Source organism: Deltaproteobacteria bacterium, from assembly GCA_026129095.1.
Taxonomy (GTDB): Bacteria; JAGRBM01; JAGRBM01; order JAGRBM01; family JAHCIT01; genus JAHCIT01.
Genome location: JAHCIT010000004.1, coordinates 286,578 through 303,280, shown reverse-complemented (window position 1 = coordinate 303,280; position 16,703 = coordinate 286,578). Strand labels below are relative to the sequence as shown.

The 16,703-nt window shown below is 63.6% G+C and carries 12 protein-coding genes and 1 tRNA gene; 4 read left to right on the top strand and 9 right to left on the bottom strand.

The annotated features are described in order from the left end of the window. Nucleotides 1–73: 73 nt before the first annotated feature. Together KIT79_08015 and KIT79_08010 are read right to left on the bottom strand one after the other, a co-directional pair. Entirely contained in the window at nucleotides 74–778 is a 705-nt protein-coding gene (locus KIT79_08015; protein ID MCW5829247.1) for a carbonic anhydrase, read from the bottom strand. Between the two features lie 66 nt (nucleotides 779–844). Then, nucleotides 845–2,293: a hypothetical protein gene (locus KIT79_08010; protein ID MCW5829246.1), complete on the bottom strand. Its 1,449-nt coding sequence runs from the start codon at nucleotides 2,291–2,293 to the stop codon at nucleotides 845–847. Nucleotides 2,294–2,505: 212 nt separating this feature from the next. On the opposite strand from KIT79_08010, the gene KIT79_08005 reads away from it, so the two are divergent. Both KIT79_08005 and KIT79_08000 read left to right on the top strand, forming a co-directional pair. Continuing rightward, nucleotides 2,506–4,704 (top strand): molybdopterin-dependent oxidoreductase, encoded by a 2,199-nt coding sequence (locus KIT79_08005; GenBank protein MCW5829245.1) that lies wholly within the window; start codon nucleotides 2,506–2,508, stop codon nucleotides 4,702–4,704. A gap of 133 nt (nucleotides 4,705–4,837) precedes the next feature. Then, nucleotides 4,838–4,913 (top strand) — tRNA-Phe (locus KIT79_08000). 82 nt (nucleotides 4,914–4,995) lie between these two features. Here the strand turns inward: KIT79_08000 and KIT79_07995 are convergent. Continuing rightward, nucleotides 4,996–5,652 carry a TetR/AcrR family transcriptional regulator gene (locus tag KIT79_07995; GenBank protein ID MCW5829244.1) on the bottom strand — a complete coding sequence of 219 codons (657 nt, stop codon included), beginning with the start codon at nucleotides 5,650–5,652 and terminating at the stop codon, nucleotides 4,996–4,998. Between the two features lie 180 nt (nucleotides 5,653–5,832). On the opposite strand from KIT79_07995, the gene yacG reads away from it, so the two are divergent. Next, entirely contained in the window at nucleotides 5,833–6,054 is a 222-nt protein-coding gene (yacG, locus tag KIT79_07990) for a DNA gyrase inhibitor YacG (protein MCW5829243.1), read from the top strand. Nucleotides 6,055–6,090: 36 nt separating this feature from the next. Next, nucleotides 6,091–6,828, top strand: coding sequence for a hypothetical protein (locus KIT79_07985; GenBank protein ID MCW5829242.1), 738 nt, complete (start codon nucleotides 6,091–6,093; stop codon nucleotides 6,826–6,828). On the opposite strand, the gene KIT79_07980 is transcribed toward KIT79_07985, so the two are convergent. From KIT79_07980 to KIT79_07955, 6 genes are all read right to left on the bottom strand, one after another. Further along, nucleotides 6,814–7,497 (bottom strand): rhomboid family intramembrane serine protease, encoded by a 684-nt coding sequence (locus KIT79_07980; protein MCW5829241.1) that lies wholly within the window; start codon nucleotides 7,495–7,497, stop codon nucleotides 6,814–6,816. The genes KIT79_07985 and KIT79_07980 overlap by 15 nt on opposite strands. Before the next feature lie 9 nt (nucleotides 7,498–7,506). Next, nucleotides 7,507–10,383 (bottom strand): PDZ domain-containing protein, encoded by a 2,877-nt coding sequence (locus KIT79_07975; GenBank protein MCW5829240.1) that lies wholly within the window; start codon nucleotides 10,381–10,383, stop codon nucleotides 7,507–7,509. Nucleotides 10,384–10,578: 195 nt separating this feature from the next. After that, a complete protein-coding gene (priA, locus tag KIT79_07970) occupies nucleotides 10,579–13,053 on the bottom strand; it encodes a primosomal protein N' (protein MCW5829239.1) in 2,475 nt (824 codons plus the stop codon). Between the two features lie 3 nt (nucleotides 13,054–13,056). Further along, on the bottom strand, nucleotides 13,057–13,254 hold the full coding sequence (locus tag KIT79_07965) for a hypothetical protein (protein ID MCW5829238.1): 198 nt from the start codon (nucleotides 13,252–13,254) through the stop codon (nucleotides 13,057–13,059). Nucleotides 13,255–13,417: 163 nt separating this feature from the next. Beyond that, nucleotides 13,418–14,335 (bottom strand): hypothetical protein, encoded by a 918-nt coding sequence (locus tag KIT79_07960; GenBank protein MCW5829237.1) that lies wholly within the window; start codon nucleotides 14,333–14,335, stop codon nucleotides 13,418–13,420. A 45-nt stretch (nucleotides 14,336–14,380) separates the two neighbouring features. Next, nucleotides 14,381–16,660, bottom strand: a complete 2,280-nt coding sequence (locus tag KIT79_07955) for an aconitate hydratase (GenBank protein ID MCW5829236.1) — start codon at nucleotides 16,658–16,660, stop codon at nucleotides 14,381–14,383. Between the last annotated feature and the right edge of the window lie 43 nt (nucleotides 16,661–16,703).

The window sequence follows — 16,703 nt, the reverse complement described above, 5'->3', positions numbered from 1 at the left end:
GTTCTTGGGGTACCAGCTGGGATGCGTTGGTGTAACTTGACGCCCGGAAGGTGGCAAACGGAGGGCTGGCAGCTCAGCGGGAACCGGAGGCCTGCGGGCCGCCGCTGGACTCGGCATGGAGGCGCTGCATGATCCGCTCGGCTTCCATCTCGTCAATCGGCACGAACCGGTTTTCCAGCGGATCCCAGGCGTGCACGATGGTCGTGGATATCTCGAACCACCAGCCGTGCAGGCGGAGCTTCCCGGCGTCCATTTTTTCCCGGATTACCGGATAGGTGGCGAGGTGATCCATCTGCTGGAGCACGTTGAGCTGGGAAAGCTGGTTGACGGCGTCCGGTTCCGGACTTGCCCGTTCACCCGCCCGGTACCGGAACAGGGACCGGTCGCCGTTGGCGAGCCAGGCACGGAGGTTCCGGGCGGGAATCTGCTCCCGGCCGCGCATCAGGGCCTGCATGCCGCCGCATTCCGAATGGCCGCAGACGATGATGTCGGAAATCCCCAGTGTCCGGACGGAGAATTCGATGGCGGCCCCTTCCGATTCGGTGCCGGTATCGGGACGGGAATCGTCATAGGGAGGGACCAGGTTGGCCACGTTCCGGAGGACGAACATGTCGCCGGGTTCGGTCGAGGCGAACAGGTTGGGAACAACGCGGCTGTCGGAACAGGCAATAAGCAGGGTGTCGGGTGACTGGCCGAGGGCGAGCTTGGCGAACGTCTCCGCATAGCCGGGGGCGACGTTCCTGCGGAAGTTCAGTATGCCTTGCAACAGTTTCTGCACCGGTTCCTCCCTGGAGCCGTGATGGCCTGCCGGTCTGGCAGCCCTTATGCCGGGGCCGGAAGCCGGTTACCCGGACACTTTGCGCTTGCGTTCGTTCAGGATGCGGTCGAAGGTCGCCGGGATCTTCGGGGACAGGATTTGCAGGTCCGAAATGTCCGTCGAGGCCAGCTTGCCCGGTCCTGAATCGGCATAAATAACATTCACAACCCGTCCACGGAAGAGGATCGGGAAGATCACGGACGATTTGGGCCGCGCCCCGCCGAGCAGCTTCAGGAACTGGTCGTTGGTTTCGTTGGCCGGCAGCGGGCCCACGAATGGCGCCCGCGTGTCGAAGACGAACTTGAACGCGCTGGGGACGTTCAGCGGCAGCACCAGGCTCTGGATGGTGCCCCGGTCCACCTGTTCTCCGGCGCCGTCCCAGCCCATCACGAGGTTGCCCTTCACGATGAAGATCAGCGCCCGGCTCATGGTATTCAGCGCCAGCGAGAGGGCCGCGCGTGCGATATCGTCTCGGTTCCTGGCGTCGGCGATCATCTGCTGGGCCGTCTTGAGGTCGATGGCGGTGAACTTCGGCGCTTCCAGTTCCGCTTCGTCGGCTTCGAGTATCTCCTCGGGCGCGGCATCCGCCGACTGCGAGTAGACGACTTCCTCGATGATATCGGCATCATCGATTTCAATGATGTCGGCATCGTCGATTTCAAGTATCTCGTCGGCGCTTTCGGCCTCGGCGCGGGCGAGGGCCTCGCGGTCGATCACCTGCACACCCTTGCCGGCGAATGGAGTGTGCGTCTGCGCGTTCGGGTCGCCGGGAGGCATGCTTGGCGGCGCGCTGGCCGCCGGAGCGCGGGCCTTTGCCGCAGCGGCGGGGGCTTCGGTGTCGCCGAACGGATGGTCCCCGGAGAGCGGGGCGGTCGTCATCCCCTGCCGTTCCTGGAGCGACGCGATCTGGCCTTCGAAGACTTCTTCCGGCATCAGGTCTTCGGTCGGCGGGGCGGCCTTGGGGGCTTCCTCCTTGGGCTTGACCTTCTGGGCCTTCTTCCGCCGCTCGCGCTCGATCAGCTTCATCGAGAGCGTCACGAACCTGAGTTCGCGCTTGATGTTGTAGAACTTCTCCAGGGCCGCGTGGAACTTCAGTTCTGGCATCACCAGCGGGACGATCTGGCGGCCCGTCACCCGTGCGATCGCCTCCAGGCTGAACTGGTTACGGGGGTCCGATGTGGCCACGTAGAGTTTTTGCCCCTCGGTCCACATGGGAATGCAGTTGTATTTCCGGGCGAAATGGCGGCTGATGAGTTCGAAGGCATCGGGCCGCACGGTCAGCGGGGCTGTGGGGTCCAGGGCCTTTACCTTGTGGTATTTCGAGAGCGCCTTGGCGAGGGTGCGCTCGTCCAGGGCGCCCACTTCCAGCAGGTTCGTGCCCAGCCGGCCGCCATATACGACCTGGAGGTTCAGCGCATCATCGATCTGCGCCGGTGTGGCGAAGCCATTTTTGACGAGATATTGTCCGAGCGTCATCGCCTCTGTTGCTGCCCGGAACCGGTACCGGTTCCGGGCGTCCCCCAGCCGGACGGGATACCCCGGCCAGCCGGTCGGGGCAAGGGGAAAACCATCGGGGCACTCAAAAATGACATGCTTGTCAGTCCGGCCCTGAGCCTCTAGGGTTTTGCCGGTACCAGGGAGCCCGGCCAGTGATATGCTGGCGGGACGAAACAACAGGGGGACCGATCATGTCCGGACCGGTGACGGAGACCAAGACGACTTTTTGCCGCATCTGCGAGGCCGCCTGCGGCCTGGAAGTGACGACGGAGGGAAACCGCATCGTCAAGGTCGAACCCGACCGCGAGCATGTGGTGACCCAGGGCTACGTGTGCATCAAGGGGATCAGGTTTCTCGATGTCCACAACTCGCCCGACCGGATCAAGCACCCGATGAAACGGGTGGGCGACAAGTGGGTCCGGATCACCTGGGACCGGGCCTTCAGCGAGATCGGCCGGAAAGTGAAGGAACTCCGCCGCCAGCACGGCCCCAGCTCCATCGCGATGTACATGGGGAATCCGGCGGCCTTCAGCGGCACCCATCCGGTGTTCTCGCAGGCCTTCCTGTCCGGCCTCGGGAGCAAGAACTTCTATTCGGCCGGTTCGCAGGACTGTAACAACAAGTTCGCCGCGACCATCCGCATGTATGGCTCACCGGCCATCCAGCCCATACCGGATTTCGACCACGTGGATTGCTTCATTATCGTGGGGTCCAATCCCGCCATCTCGCAGATGAGCTTCGTGAGCGCGCCACGGCCGATCGAGCGGCTGAAGGCGATCGAGCAGCGCGGCGGCAAGGTCTATTTCGTCAACCCGCGGAAGACCGAATCGGCCCGCGGACTGGGCGAGCAGGTTTTCGTCCGGCCCGACACGGATGTCTATTTCCTGCTGGCGTTCCTGAACGAGCTGATCGCCACGGGCGGAGTCCGGAACGACCTGATCGGGAAATACATGAAGAACTGGGACGCTGCCGAGAAGCTGGCCCGCCAGTGGACGCCGGAGCAGGCCGAGAAGGTGACCGGGATCCCGGCGGAAAAGCTGCGCGAGATGGTGGCCCGGTACCGAAACTCGAAGGGCTCGGCCCTGTACTGCTCGACCGGCCTCAACATGGCCAAAAACAGCACGCTCGCCTATTGGGTCCTGAACGTCATCAACTGCGTGTCGGGGAACCTGGACCGCCGGGGCGGGATGATCGTCTCGCGAGGCCTGGTTGATCTTCCGCGGCTGGGGAAGATGGCCGGGGTCGGAGCCCGCAAGGCCCGGTCGCGGATCGGGAACTTCGAAAGCGTCATGGACAGCTTCCCGGCCGGCGTGCTGCCGGATGAAATCCTCACGCCGGGGGACGGGCAGATCCGTGCGCTGTTCGTCTCGGCCGGAAATCCGCTGCTTTCCTGCCCGAACGGGTCGCGGATGGAGGAGGCCCTGAAGAAGCTGGAACTGATCGTCTCGGTGGACATGTTCCGCAACGAGACCGGCAATCTCGCCCACTATATCCTGCCGTCGCTGTCGTTTTTCGAGCGGCCGGACCTGCCCATGCCGGCCAATGGCTTCCAGCCGGTACCATACCTCCAGTGGACCGATGCGATGGTCCAGCCCGACGCCGAGCAGCGCGACGAGTGGTGGATCTACACCGAGCTGGCCCGTGCCTGCGGCATCAGCATTTTCGGGGCAAAACCGGTGCAGGCCTATTTCAACCTGAACCGCCTGTTATCGAAACTGCCGCTGATCGGCGGCCGTGTCGGCTTCAGGCCGGAACGGATGATGGAGATGCTGGTGCTCGCCTCGCGCCAGATCACCCCCTGGGCGCTCAGGAAGAAGCCGCACGGGGTTCTGCTGAAGCCGAACCCGGCAGGGGATTTCCTCGGCAAGCGGGTATTGACCGGTGACGGAAAGATCGATCTTGCGCCGCCGGACCTGGTGGACGCCGCCCGCGACCTCGTGCGCGACTACGCCGAGGAACTCCAGTGCCGGGAGCAGCTCAAGCTGATCAGCAAGCGCGAGCGGTTCACGCACAACTCCTGGATGCACAATATCGAGGAGTTCGTGAAGGGCGAGCGCCGGACGAACTACCTCTACATGCACCCGGAGGACGCCCGCCGGGCGGAACTGGAGGACGGCGATCTGGCCGAGATCAGCTCGGCCACGGCCACGGTCACGGCGCCGGTGAAAATCACCGACGAGATGATGCCCAGGGTGGTCGCGCTTCCGCATGGATGGGGGCACAGGAAGGCCGACGGCCTCAGCATCGCCAGCCGGACCTCCGGCGCGAACGCGAACCTCCTTGCTGCCGACGGGCCGGGCGCGCTGGAGAAGTTCGCCGGGATGGCGCACCTGAACGGCATCCGGGTGGAGGTTCGCCGGGCGGCCGAGCCGATGGCCGAGGCCGGTTGAAGCGGCAGCCTGGGAAGATGAAAAACCGCCCCGTTCGGGGATTTACTTGGGCCGGAAAAGTGGCTACCTAAAAGCCCGTGGAGCGGCGACACCGCTCCGGCCGCACCCGGCGGCCTTCCCGCGTCCGCATCATGCCGTGGTAGCTCAGTTGGTAGAGCAGTGGACTGAAAATCCACGTGTCGGCGGTTCGAGTCCGCCCCTCGGCACCATCACCCCTGCGGCCGGAATTGTGTGACTTCCCTACCCCAGTGGCAGCAACACAGGATTGATTATGACAATCTATCCCCGCTCTCAGCGGGCGCGGATGCCGTTCAGGAACGTTTCGACGACCTCGGTCTTGATCCGGTCGAAGTCGGCGGTGGAGGCGGTCTTGAGGGCTCCCAGCACGAAACCGGTGAGCACGGTCTCGATCATGCCGAAAAACAGATAGGCGGCCGTGCGGGTGTCGAGTCCGGCGCGGACCTCTCGGTTTTCCACGCCGCGTGTGAGCATCCGGTCGAGAAGCGTCATGGCGTCGGTGAATATCTCCGTGTGGGCGGCGCTGAAGAACTTGGAACTGCGCGAGATCTCGAGGATCACCACCTCCATCATGGCCGGGTTCAGCCGGTAGCCGTCCACCATGTAGCTGACGATGGTGCGGAGCTTCTTTTCGAGCGGGTCGGGCGTCTCGTCCACCCGTTTCAGGAGGGCGATAAACACGCTCCACCGCTCCTGGAAGATGGAGTTGAGCACCTGCTCCTTGCTCTTGAAGTAGTGGTAGACAAGGCCGTAGGCGACGCCCGCCTCCTCGGCGATGTCCGACACGCGGCAGCCGTAGTAGCCCTTCTTGGCGAACACCTTGACGGCGGCGTCGAGGATGGCCTTCCGCTTTTCGAGCGCACCGGCCCGCGAGCTCTGGGCATCGGGCTGGGTGGCGGCTTTTCGGAGGCGGGGGGTTCTGGACGGCACGCGGACCTCTATGCTTTTGCTGGCGGGTTGGTGATTGACCCGTCAGTCAATATCCAGATATCGGCCCCCCGTGCCGCTGTCAAGGCCCCTGAAATATCCGGTCCGGCAATCTTCGCCGGTGGTGCGCCGGGTGAGCTAGACTGTTTGTGTCCGGTCTTCCGGATTTCAGAGGATACGCCCATGGCGAAAATGAGCTGTCCCCAGTGCCGTCAGGAGTTCGTGCGGGAGGAAAGCCGCTACTTCCCGTTCTGCTCGAAGCGGTGCCAGATGGTCGATTTCGGCACATGGATGAGCGGCGGGTTCCGGGTGCCGGGCGGCCCGGTGCTGGATGATGAGGAAGAGGGTCTCGCCGGCGAGGGTGACGGCGGGGACGGCACGGATGGCTCGCCAACCGTTCACTGAAGTTCCCGCCTGTCCTCCGGAACTGGAGTCTCCAGCTTGACAGACAATCCCGGCCAGCCGCTGCCCGAATTCCCGGCACCCGGAAAACGCCAGCCCGATGACGACCGCCGCCAGATGTGGCGGCGGTTCGCGTGGATCATGGTGGCAAACGCGGTGATCTGGGGCGGCGTGTTTCTCCTGAACCGGCTGGGACCGGTGCTGTTCCCGGGCCGCTACGCCTTCCGGCTCGACGAGCGGTATGATCCGGAGGCGGACCTGAGGAGGGGTTGCCCGGAAGAAATGGTTCGCGTGGGGGATGTGTGCATGGACCGGTACGAGTATCCGAACCGGCGGAAATCTCCGCCCAAGGTTCTGGAGACAGCCGATAGTGCGAGGACGGCGTGCCTGTCGGCGGGCAAACGGCTTTGCACGCTTGAAGAGTTCCGGGACGGATGTTCGGGCGGCGGACCGACGGGCGATCATTCGCTCTACCGGGTGGAGCGGGCCTGCAATATCGCCTCTCCGGATCCGGACCGGCCCATGCAGCTCCGGAAGTCGGGCGAGATGTACGGCTGCGTGACGCGGCGCGGGCTCTCGGACGCGATCGGAAATCTGGCCGAGTGGGTCGAGGATGGACGGGGCGGTGTGATCGTGGGCGGGAGCTACGGTTCCGCCGCGGGTTCGGGAATCAGCTGCAATCGCGGCCGCACGGCCGGCCCCGGCCTGCTTCCGCAAATGCGGGGAACCCGCTGCTGCAAGGATGCGCCGCCGCTTCCCGCCTCACCCGCGCCGTGATGACCGCTTGCGGCGGAACACCGGGGCGAGTGCGAGCCCGGCCAGGAACCCGCCGATATGGGCGCCGTAGGCGATGCCGGGGCCTCCCGTGTAGACCATGCTTCCGGCCACCTGGATCAGCGCCCATATCCCGATGAACATGAAGGCCGGAATCCGGACCGGCACCAGAATGATGATGACCGGCACGAACGACTGGATCATGACGGTCGGGTAGTAGAAGACATAGGCCGCCAGCACGCCGCTCACGGCTCCGCTTGCGCCTACCAGCGGAAGCGAGGCAGCCGGATCCACCGCGTAGTGGACGAAGACGGCGAACAGGCCGCACAGGATGTAGAACACGAGAAACCGGGGCCGCCCCTGGGCGTCTTCCACGTTGTCGCCGAACACCTTCAGGAACCACAGGTTGCTCAGGGCATGCAGCACTCCGGCATGGAGAAAAAGCGACGTCAGTGGCGTCGCCAGGGTGGAGGCACTGGATGGACTGGCCGCTGTCTCCAGGATGTCCAGTCCCCGCCACTCGGATGAAATGAAACCCCACTGGTTGATGAGGGTTTCGAACTGGCCGGACAGGAATCTCGTCCAGACGAAGACCAGCGTGTTGCCCGCAATCAGCAGAACAGACACCACCGGAAAGCGGCGGCGGGGGTTTTCGTCACGCCAGGGAATCATGCGGTCCGGTCAGGGTGTCGCAGGAGGCGGCGCATCCCGCTGGGCCGTGGAAGCGGGCAGGGGCCCGTCCGTCTGCCAGACGGTGAAACTCTGCACGGAGGTCAGGTTGGCCGTATCCCGTGCGACCAGTATCACCCGGTTCAGCCCGGTCTGGATCGGCAACCGGACGTTGAAAGGGTACTTGTCGAGCTTGGCCGCGGCTGCCTGCTCGAACGAGTAGTAGAAGCTCTTGCGCCCGTTCACCATCACGAACAGGTCGCGGACAGGACCGTCATCGATAACCTCGCCGCTCAGCTTGAAGGAGCGCTCGTTGACGGTCGCTCCGGCGGAGACGGCCTGCTCGATCTGTACGGCCGGCGCAGACAGTGTGACCGGCGTGTTGGTGACGATCGGATCCCTCGCATGGGCGGCCGGACCGATCGAAACCGGGATCACGATATCGGCGCTCAGTTCGGACGGGAAGTTCGCGTCCGTTATCCGCATGGGCAGGGTCAGCCGGGGTTCCATGAAATCCTTGCTGATCTGCACCGGAACGAGGATGTTCTGGGTGGTCCCGGCCTTGAGCCCCTGTATCTGGTATCGCGATCCCGCGGTGCCGATCTCGATCAGCTGGCCGTTCCGGGTGCGGAGCTGGAGGAACGCCCGCTCGGAATCCCCTTTGCCGCTGTTGCGGACCCGGAAACTGATGCCGATGGTTTCGCCGGGCTCGATGAGCCCGTCGCCGTCCCCTTTCACCAGCGGACTGATGCTGGTGTTGTCCGAGAGCGTATAGGTGACGTCAAAACGGGGACTTGGTGCCCGGTCGATGGAAACCGGCAGGCTGGTCTCGAAAATCTTTTCCTTCTCGCCGGCTTCAAACGTCACCTTTACGAATTCAGTCCATCCGGACAGGCCGTGTCCGAGCTGTACGGGAACCTTCTTTTCGACCGTCGCGCCAGGGGCCACCCTGCCCAAAAGGAACTCCTGGTTGTTGAGGAAACCGTTCTTGGCCGTCGTGTAGCCGTGAAGCCGGTAGAGCATCGCCTGGGAGCGGTTCACGACCTTGAGACTGAGGTAGTTCTTCCGGCCAGACACGGCCGCCCGGATGGGATTGCCGCGTTCGTCCTGCACGGTCAGTGAAACTTCGAGATTGATGCCGGCGCGAAGGGCGGGGCCGGGGCTCCAGTCGATACCGGCCTTGGCCAGCGCCTTGTCAATCAGCGCCGACTGCTGCTTGGCCACGCGGCGGAGGACCGGACGAGCCTGTTCCAGGAACTGGGGCATCTGCGCGGCGCCGCCTTCGGAAATCATCTGCCGTGCGAGCTGCACGGAGAAGTCCTTGGGGAGCGCGGCGCGCATCTGCTCGGCGTTGGAGAAGGGCTTGCTCGGATCGTCTTCGCCGACCGGGGTGTCTCCCGCCTTTGGCTCCGGCTCCATCAGGAAATCCAGGTCGGCCAGCGGAGGATCCACCGGCTGTTGTGCCTTTTCATCGGACCCGTGGGCGATCAGGTGGTTGTCCAGATCAACCTCGCGGTACGGGCGCTGGTGGGCGCGGAGCCTGATCTCCTCGGCGGTGACGACGACGGGGTTCAGCTGGATGGTGGGCATGACGCCGACGTTCTGGATCGAGATGTCGCCGGGCGTCAGGTACTGCTGCACGGTCAGTTTCAGTGCCGAGCGGTCGCTCAGCGGGAAAACATTCTGCACTGATCCTTTGCCGAAGGTCCGCTGTCCGAGGATGATGCCCCGGTTCTGGTTCTTGATGGCGCCGGCGATGATTTCACTGGCCGAGGCCGACCCCTCATTGACCAGCACCACGACCGGGATTTCGCCGTATTTGCGGGCAAGCCCCGACTTCGCGCGTGTGGACTTCGTGTTGCGCCCGTCAACCGTCGTGACGATGACTCCCTGCTTCAGAAACCGGTTCGCCAGGGCCGTGGCCTCATCAAGCAGGCCGCCGGGGTTGTTCCGGAGATCCAGCACGACGCCCTTGAGGGGCGCCTTGTCAGGGGACTGCCGCTGGAGGTTGTCCAGAGCCTGTTCCATGTTGACGGCGGTATTTTCCTGAAAGCTCTTTACCTGGACATAGCCCACATTGTCTTCGAGCAGGGCTGATTCAATGGCCTTCAGCTTGATGCGGGCCCGGGTCAGGGTGAGGTCGAACGGGTCCAGCTTGCCGCGAAGCAGGGTGAGTTTTACCTGGGTGTTGGCCGGACCGCGCAGCCGCTTGACCGCCTCGTCCAGCGTCATGTTGTCGGTCGCCTCGTCCTCTATCTTGACGATCCGGTCGCCCGGCCGGATACCGGCCTTCGAGGCAGGAGTGTCATCAAGAGGCGAGATAACCGTCAGCTGGTTGTCCCGCATCTGGATCTGGATGCCGAGCCCGCCGAACTCGCCCTGTGTGGCAACGACGAACTCCTCGTAGCCGTCGGGATCCATGAGCCGCGAGTGCGGATCCAGGATACCCAGGAACCCGTTGACCGCCTCATACTCGATCTTGGCGAGCGGGATGTCGCTTTTCAGGGTCTGCTGGATAAACGCGAGCACGCCGCGGACATTCCGGAGGTAATCGTCGAACGTGAGCAGCCGGACCTGCTCGACTTCCTTGGCCTGCGTGTTCATCTGCATACGGTAGCGGCGTGAGCCCTTGATGAAATCGCACCGGAACTCGGGGATGAATGCCTCGAGATCCTTCATCGTGTTTTCGAATGCCCGCTCAGGATCGAACCGGGCCGGATCAATGTAGGCCTCGGCGACGAACTTGAGTACTGTCTCGACCACTGCCGCCCTGCTGAGGTCGTAAGACGGCGCCGCGGTTGGCGCCGCCCGTGTGCCCGAGGCAACGACGATGAAGGCAATCGTTGCGAGTGCGGCCGAGCGAAGAAGAAATTTCAGGCGGACTGACAAATCCGTTATGCCTTCCAGTGGCTTATCCCATGATACAGAGGGCTAAAGAGCAGCCCCTGCTGCACGGCGGAAGGCCGCCCGCATATAGGGGAATACAGTAGCCGCGTGAACCATTGGCCCACCGTGACAAGTGTAGCGGCCCGAAGCTTCCCGGCGCAACGCCAGTGCCTCCAATCTAGAGTGGTTTACAGCGGTTTACAGCAGGGATTGGGGGTCGATATCCACAGTGATCCGTGCCATGGCCAGGGATGACGCGTCGCGCTCCCGAATACTGGCGAGCAACTGTTCCAGTCCCGTCAGTGCATTATTCAGCACGCCTGATGAATTTCCTTTCAGAAGGAACCGGCGACGGTAGCGGCCCGCCAGCTTGCCGACAGGTGGCGTTGCCGGCCCCAGACGCACGACTCCGGCTGGAACTGCCCACTGGCCGGCGAGGGAGCGGGCTACCCGGTCGGCCGCCGTTTCGTTGCGGGCGGAGATTTCCACTGTGGCAAGGCGTCCCGAAGGCGGATAGAGCAGCGGTTCGCGTTCCTCCCGGATCCGTTTCCAGAGTTCATCGCCGGGTTTCTGGAGCCACTGGATGACCGGATGTTCAGGTTCATGGGTCTGAACGATCACCCGGCCGGGCCGGTCAGCGCGTCCGGCACGGCCCGATACCTGTGCCAGTAACTGGGCGGCCTTTTCCTCGGCCCGGAAATCGGGGATTCGCAGTGCCTGGTCGGCACTGACCACAACCACCAGCGTGACACCCGGAAAGTCATGGCCCTTGGCGAGTATCTGCGTCCCAACCAGCAGGTCGATCTCCCTGCTGCGAAACCTGTCGAGAATCGAATGGAGCGTGCCCTTGCGCCGGATCGAATCGCGGTCGAGCCGGGCAATCCGGGCTCCCGGAAACCGGCTCTGGAGGGCCATCTCGACCTGCTCGGTACCGAGCCCTTTGGCGTCGAACTCCGCGCCGCCACAGGCAGTACAGGTACGGGGTAGTGAGGTTTCGTGCCCGCAGTAGTGGCAGGCGAGCGTTCCGGCCCCATGATGGTAGGTCATCGGGATCGAGCAGTGCGGACATTCCGGCACATGTCCGCAGGACAGGCATGGGAACACCGGTGAATAACCCCGCCGGTTCAGGAAGATCATGGCCTGCTCGCCCGCTGCAAGCGTTTGCTCGATGGCTTTTTCCGCCGGCCCGGAGAGGAACCATGGCCGATCGCGGTCGTAATCCGTGCGGTCTTCCTTCCGGAGTGAAACGACCTGGATGGAGGGCATCTGCTGGGCGGCAACTCTCCCGGTCAGTTCCACGATCCGGTAACGGCCACGCCAGGCATTATCGAGGGTTTCGAGTGAAGGGGTTGCTGAACCGAGCACGACCGGGATTTTCAGGATCTGGGCCTTTTTCACCGCCGTATCGCGGGCGTGATACCGGGGAACCGTGTCCTGCTTGAACGAGGAGTCGTGCTCCTCGTCCACCACGATGAGGCCGGTATCCTGAAGCGGCGCGAACAGTGCAGAACGGGTTCCCACAATGACCCGGGCCTCGCCCCTGCGGAGACGCCACCATTCGTCATGCCGCTCGCCGGCACCGAGTCCGCTGTGGAGTACGGCCACCTGTCCGGGGAACCGGGCGGTAAAGCGTGAAGCGGTCTGAGGCGTCAGGGCGATTTCCGGCACGATCACCAGTGCTCCCCTGCCGAGCGAGAGGGCTGTCTCGATGGCCCGGAGGTACACCTCGGTTTTTCCGCTGCCCGTGACGCCCCGGAGCAGGGTTACCTGGAAACCGTTTCTGGATATATCGTTCTGGATCAGGCCGATGGCTTGTTCCTGTTCGGGGCTTGGCTTTGGGGGTTTTTCTGCCTCGGCACTGGTTCCCGGTTGCACCCGCGGCAGGAGTTGCTGGCCCGGTACCACAAGGCCCAGCCTCTCCAGCTCCGCCAGTGCTTTTTTCCGGGATGCGGGACTGCCGGGCAGATCCGCCAGCGCCAGTTGACGGGGGGCATGTTCCAGCGCGGTGAGAATATTCAGCGCCACGGGAGCAAGCTTGATGTTGCTGGGGACCGGGGTGCCGGAACGGGAATAAACCGGTACGGTCCGTTCCCGTATTCGCCCCCTGGAATGACCGGCACTGGCACTGATGATTCCCATCTGCGCCAGATCGCGGACGGCCGTATTCATTTCGCCTGACGACAGCCCGGAAATCGCACGCCCGGAGAGTTTCAGCGGCCTGCCCGGTGTCCGGGCCTCGCGTTCCAGCAGGTATTCGTACAAGCGGGATGCCGGGCCATCGAGTTCGGAGAGGTCGATCACAGGCGTGTCCCAGAGGTTAAGCCGGACCGTCATCTCCTGACGGTCCCGGCCCTCGGGTGGAATGAAAAGCCGGACAGCCTGCCCAATGGAGCACCGGTAGTAGCGGGCGATCCAGCGGGCCAGTTCAATGGAAGCAGGATCGATGAGCGGCGCGCCGCCGTCGGTTCCGAGCACCATGCGGATGGAGCCGGGGTCGAGATTCGCGGGCGGCTCCCGGTGAAGGGAGACGATGATCCCTCGCTTTTCCGCCCGTCCCCACGGAACCCGGACCCGCCACCCGGCAGTCAGCTGGCGGGTCAGTTCCGGCGGGAGCGCATAGGTGAGTGCGCTCCAGCGCGGCTCCTGGACCACGACAAGAGCGTAGAAGGCCATGCGTCAGTCCGCCGCAGGCTTGTTTTTTTTCAGGCGGCGCCGGAGGAGCGGCAGCCGGGCGTCGTTCTGGGAGACGTTGGGCTTCAGGTCGCCGTGCTTTCTCATCTGGCGGGCGAACATCCACGACATGTATATCTGGATAAACGCGAACATACCGGCCGCATAGTACCAGTCGTTTTCGGTGAGGGGCACCCAGCTCATCAGGCGGGAAGCGTAACCGGCATTGGGGAAAGAACAACTACCGTGGGTTCATGCGGCACATACCGGCTATTGCCGGCAGAACACGCAGCATCACCTTTTGCGGTGTTCTGACTTATCTGCCTGTCAATGAAAATGAAGTCCGGTTCATGGACTATCCAGGGAGTCAGGGGAGCGGGCAGCTGTCAGTAGGGCCAGTTTCCGCGCTTTTCTCGTTGCATATCGGCGCCTTGTCATTTGCGGAGCTGGAGTCTCCGGACTTCTTGCCGTTACCCGGTTTTTCACCCTTGGCAGGTGGGCGGGGTTCGAAATGGTCGGGGGCAAATTTCGGGTTGCGTGCCAGGTCAACCGTCTCGAACCGGTGTTCGATACCGGGCGCACGAATCGTGACAACGGCAGGATAGGGCAGGCCGGCAAAATCCTTCCCGGCATATTCCAGCCGCGTATCGATCACCACGGAGCCACGTACCTCGACCCATCGAACCGGCCTGAATGTGACCGAGTTGGCCCACAGCTCGCTCCGGGGAGGATCGCCCGGCCGCGACGGGAGTTCTGATCCGATGACGTAGCAGGGATCCTTCCGGTCCTCGCAGGCGGTCAGACGCCGCCTGTCCGCCTTGAGCCCCCGTCTCAGCATCCGGTCCACGACCATCATTACCGCATTGTCAGGGAGCAGGAACCCCTGGTCCCGCAGCTCCTGAAGCCGCTTGGCTGGCGGGGCCACGACCGGCATGAACAGCCACCGGAATCCGAACAGGTCAACCACGGGATCCACCGGTTGCCCGGCTGAGTATTCGGCTGCCCCGGCGGGCGTGACATGGAGGAGAATCCCGTCTTGGTCCCTGTCGGCGATCCGGAAGTTGCCCCCGGTGCCGAAGTCGATCTCTGCCGTGGTCTGGAGCGGCTGCTGTCCCTGCCGGATGAGGGTATGCCTGGCGTTAACCCGGAACGGCTCGGAGCCTTTCCACGGATCACGGGAGTACTGGATCACCTTCTCCGGCGGGAGGAGATAGGCGGCCGCAGTCATCGCGGTCAGCGTCAGAACGAGCAGCACCACGTTCTGGCAGTGACCCAGATGTGGCATTAGACCACGCAATTTTGACAGGCGGGAAAGCACGCTCCCGGTAGTCTAGCCCCGCTTGGCCTGCCGGGCGAGCAGATTCAGGGCCGATCCGGCCTTGAACCATTCGATCTGCTCGGCATTCAGGCTGTGTGCGGCGTCGAAGCTGTCGGTGCCGCCATCCTCATGATGGAGCGTCACCTTCACTTTCGATCCCGGCGCCAGGCTGGAAAGTCCGGAAACAGTTACCCGGTCTGTCTCGCGCACCTTCTCGTAATCGGCGGGATTTACGAACGTGAGCGGCAGCACGCCCTGCTTCTTCAGATTCGTCTCGTGAATGCGGGCAAAACTGCGGACGATGATCGCCGCCGCTCCCAGGTAGCGGGGCGACATGGCGGCGTGCTCGCGGGAACTGCCTTCGCCGTAGTTCTCGTCGCCGAACACGACCCAGCGGTGGCCCTGTGCCTTGTAGTGACGGGCCACTGCGGGAACGGTGTCAGACGTCCCGGTGAGCAAGTTCTTCGCCCGTCCGGCTTCCTTCGTGTAGGCATTGATTGCGCCCAGGAACATGTTGTCGCTGATCTTGTCCAGGTGGCCCCGGTAGCGGAGCCATACCCCGGCGGGAGAGATGTGGTCGGTCGTGCACTTGCCGGCCGCCTTGAGTAGTACCGGGAGCTTCTCGAAATCCCTGCCGTCCCATGGCTTGAACGGCTCCAGAAGCTGCAGCCGTTCGCTGTCTGGAGCGACCTTGACCTGCACTTTCGAGCCATCGGATGCGGGAGCGATGTAACCGGCATCCTTGCTGGTGAACCCCTTGGGCGGGACTTCCGGCGCGGCGGCGGGAGCCTTGAGCCGTACACCCGGCCTGCCGTTTTTCCCCACCTCGTCCGTCAGCGGATTCACGTCCAGCCGTCCGGCCAGCGCATAGGCGACCACCACTTCGGGGCTTCCGATAAACGACAGGGTGTCGGGGTTCCCGTCGTTACGGGCCGGGAAGTTCCGGTTGAAAGAGTTGATGATCGAGTTCTTCACACCTTTCTGGAAGTCGTCGCGCCGCCACTGTCCGATGCAGGGTCCGCAGGCGTTGGCGAGCACCGTCGCGCCGATCGCCTCAAGATCGGCCATCAGGCCGTCGCGCTTGATGGTCTCGAACACCTGTTCCGAGCCCGGCGTCACCAGTAGCGGTATCCTTGCCTTGATTCCGGCGGCTTTGGCCTGCCGGGCCACGTCGGCGGCGCGGGAGATATCCTCGTAGGAGGAGTTCGTGCAGCTCCCGATCAGTGCCGATGTGAGTTCGGCCGGGTAGCTGTTTTTCTTTACGTCGGCGGGAAGCTGGGAGACCGGCCGGGCAAGATCCGGCGTGTGCGGCCCCACGACAACCGGTTCCAGCCTGTCCAGGTCGATTTCGACCACCTCATCGAAATACTTTTTCGGATCGGTTTCCACTTCCGGGTCGGCCCGGAGGAGATCCAAATACTTGTCGGCGATGGCCGCGATGGCTGCCCGGCGGGTCGCCTTGAGATACGCGCCCATGCGTTCGTCGTAAGGGAAGATCGACGTCGTGGCGCCCAGTTCGGCGCCCATGTTCGTGATCGTCCCCTTGCCCGTGCAACTGATCGACCTGACACCCGGACCGAGATACTCGACGACCCGGTTGGTGCCGCCCTTGACGGTCAGGATGCCGCACAGTTGCGTGATGACATCCTTGGGCGCGGCCCAGCCGTTCAGCTTGCCCTTGAGCACGACCCCGACCTTCTTTGGATAGAGGACTTCCCACGGCAGTCCCGCCATCACGTCGCTGGCGTCGGCTCCGCCCACGCCCGACGCGAACATTCCAAGTCCACCGGCGTTCGGGGTATGGGAGTCGGTGCCGATCATCAGGCCGCCCGGAAAGGCGTAGTTCTCCAGAACGACCTGGTGGATGATTCCCGCGCCGGGTTTCCAGAAGCCGATGCCGTACTTGTTCGACATGGAAGCGAGAAAGTCGTAGACCTCGCGGTTCTTGTCGAGGGCCGTATTGAGGTCGGCGTCCGCCCCGACGTATGCCTGAATGAGATGGTCACAGTGGACCGTGGAGGGCACGGCCACCTGCGGGATCCCGGCCTGCGCGAACTGGAGCAGGGCCATCTGCGCTGTGGCGTCCTGCATGGCCACCCGGTCCGGCTGGACAAGCAGGTAGCTCTTGCCGGGATTCAGGTCCTGCTTTTCCGGATCACGCAGATGAGTGAGCAGCACCTTTTCCATCAGGGTCAGTGGGCGGCCCAGCCGCTTGCGTATGATGGCAAGCCGCTCGGTCATCTTCCGGTAGGTGTTTTCGACCATTTCAGGGGTGGTTTCGATCTGTGGCATGGTGCTGGATGTGCTCCTTGCAGGAGAGGATTGCGGGGCTCAC

Bases quoted from the DNA above. Each gene is read 5' to 3' on its own strand.
- yacG (MCW5829243.1), top strand. From the start codon at position 5,833: ATGGCGAAAATGAGCTGTCCCCAGTGCCGTCAGGAGTTCGTGCGGGAG.
- KIT79_08005 (MCW5829245.1), top strand. From the start codon at position 2,506: ATGTCCGGACCGGTGACGGAGACCAAGACGACTTTTTGCCGCATCTGC.
- priA (MCW5829239.1), bottom strand. From the start codon at position 13,053: ATGGCCTTCTACGCTCTTGTCGTGGTCCAGGAGCCGCGCTGGAGCGCA.
- KIT79_07960 (MCW5829237.1), bottom strand. From the start codon at position 14,335: ATGCCACATCTGGGTCACTGCCAGAACGTGGTGCTGCTCGTTCTGACG.
- KIT79_07980 (MCW5829241.1), bottom strand. From the start codon at position 7,497: ATGATTCCCTGGCGTGACGAAAACCCCCGCCGCCGCTTTCCGGTGGTG.
- KIT79_07965 (MCW5829238.1), bottom strand. From the start codon at position 13,254: ATGAGCTGGGTGCCCCTCACCGAAAACGACTGGTACTATGCGGCCGGT.
- KIT79_07955 (MCW5829236.1), bottom strand. From the start codon at position 16,660: ATGCCACAGATCGAAACCACCCCTGAAATGGTCGAAAACACCTACCGG.
- KIT79_08010 (MCW5829246.1), bottom strand. From the start codon at position 2,293: ATGACGCTCGGACAATATCTCGTCAAAAATGGCTTCGCCACACCGGCG.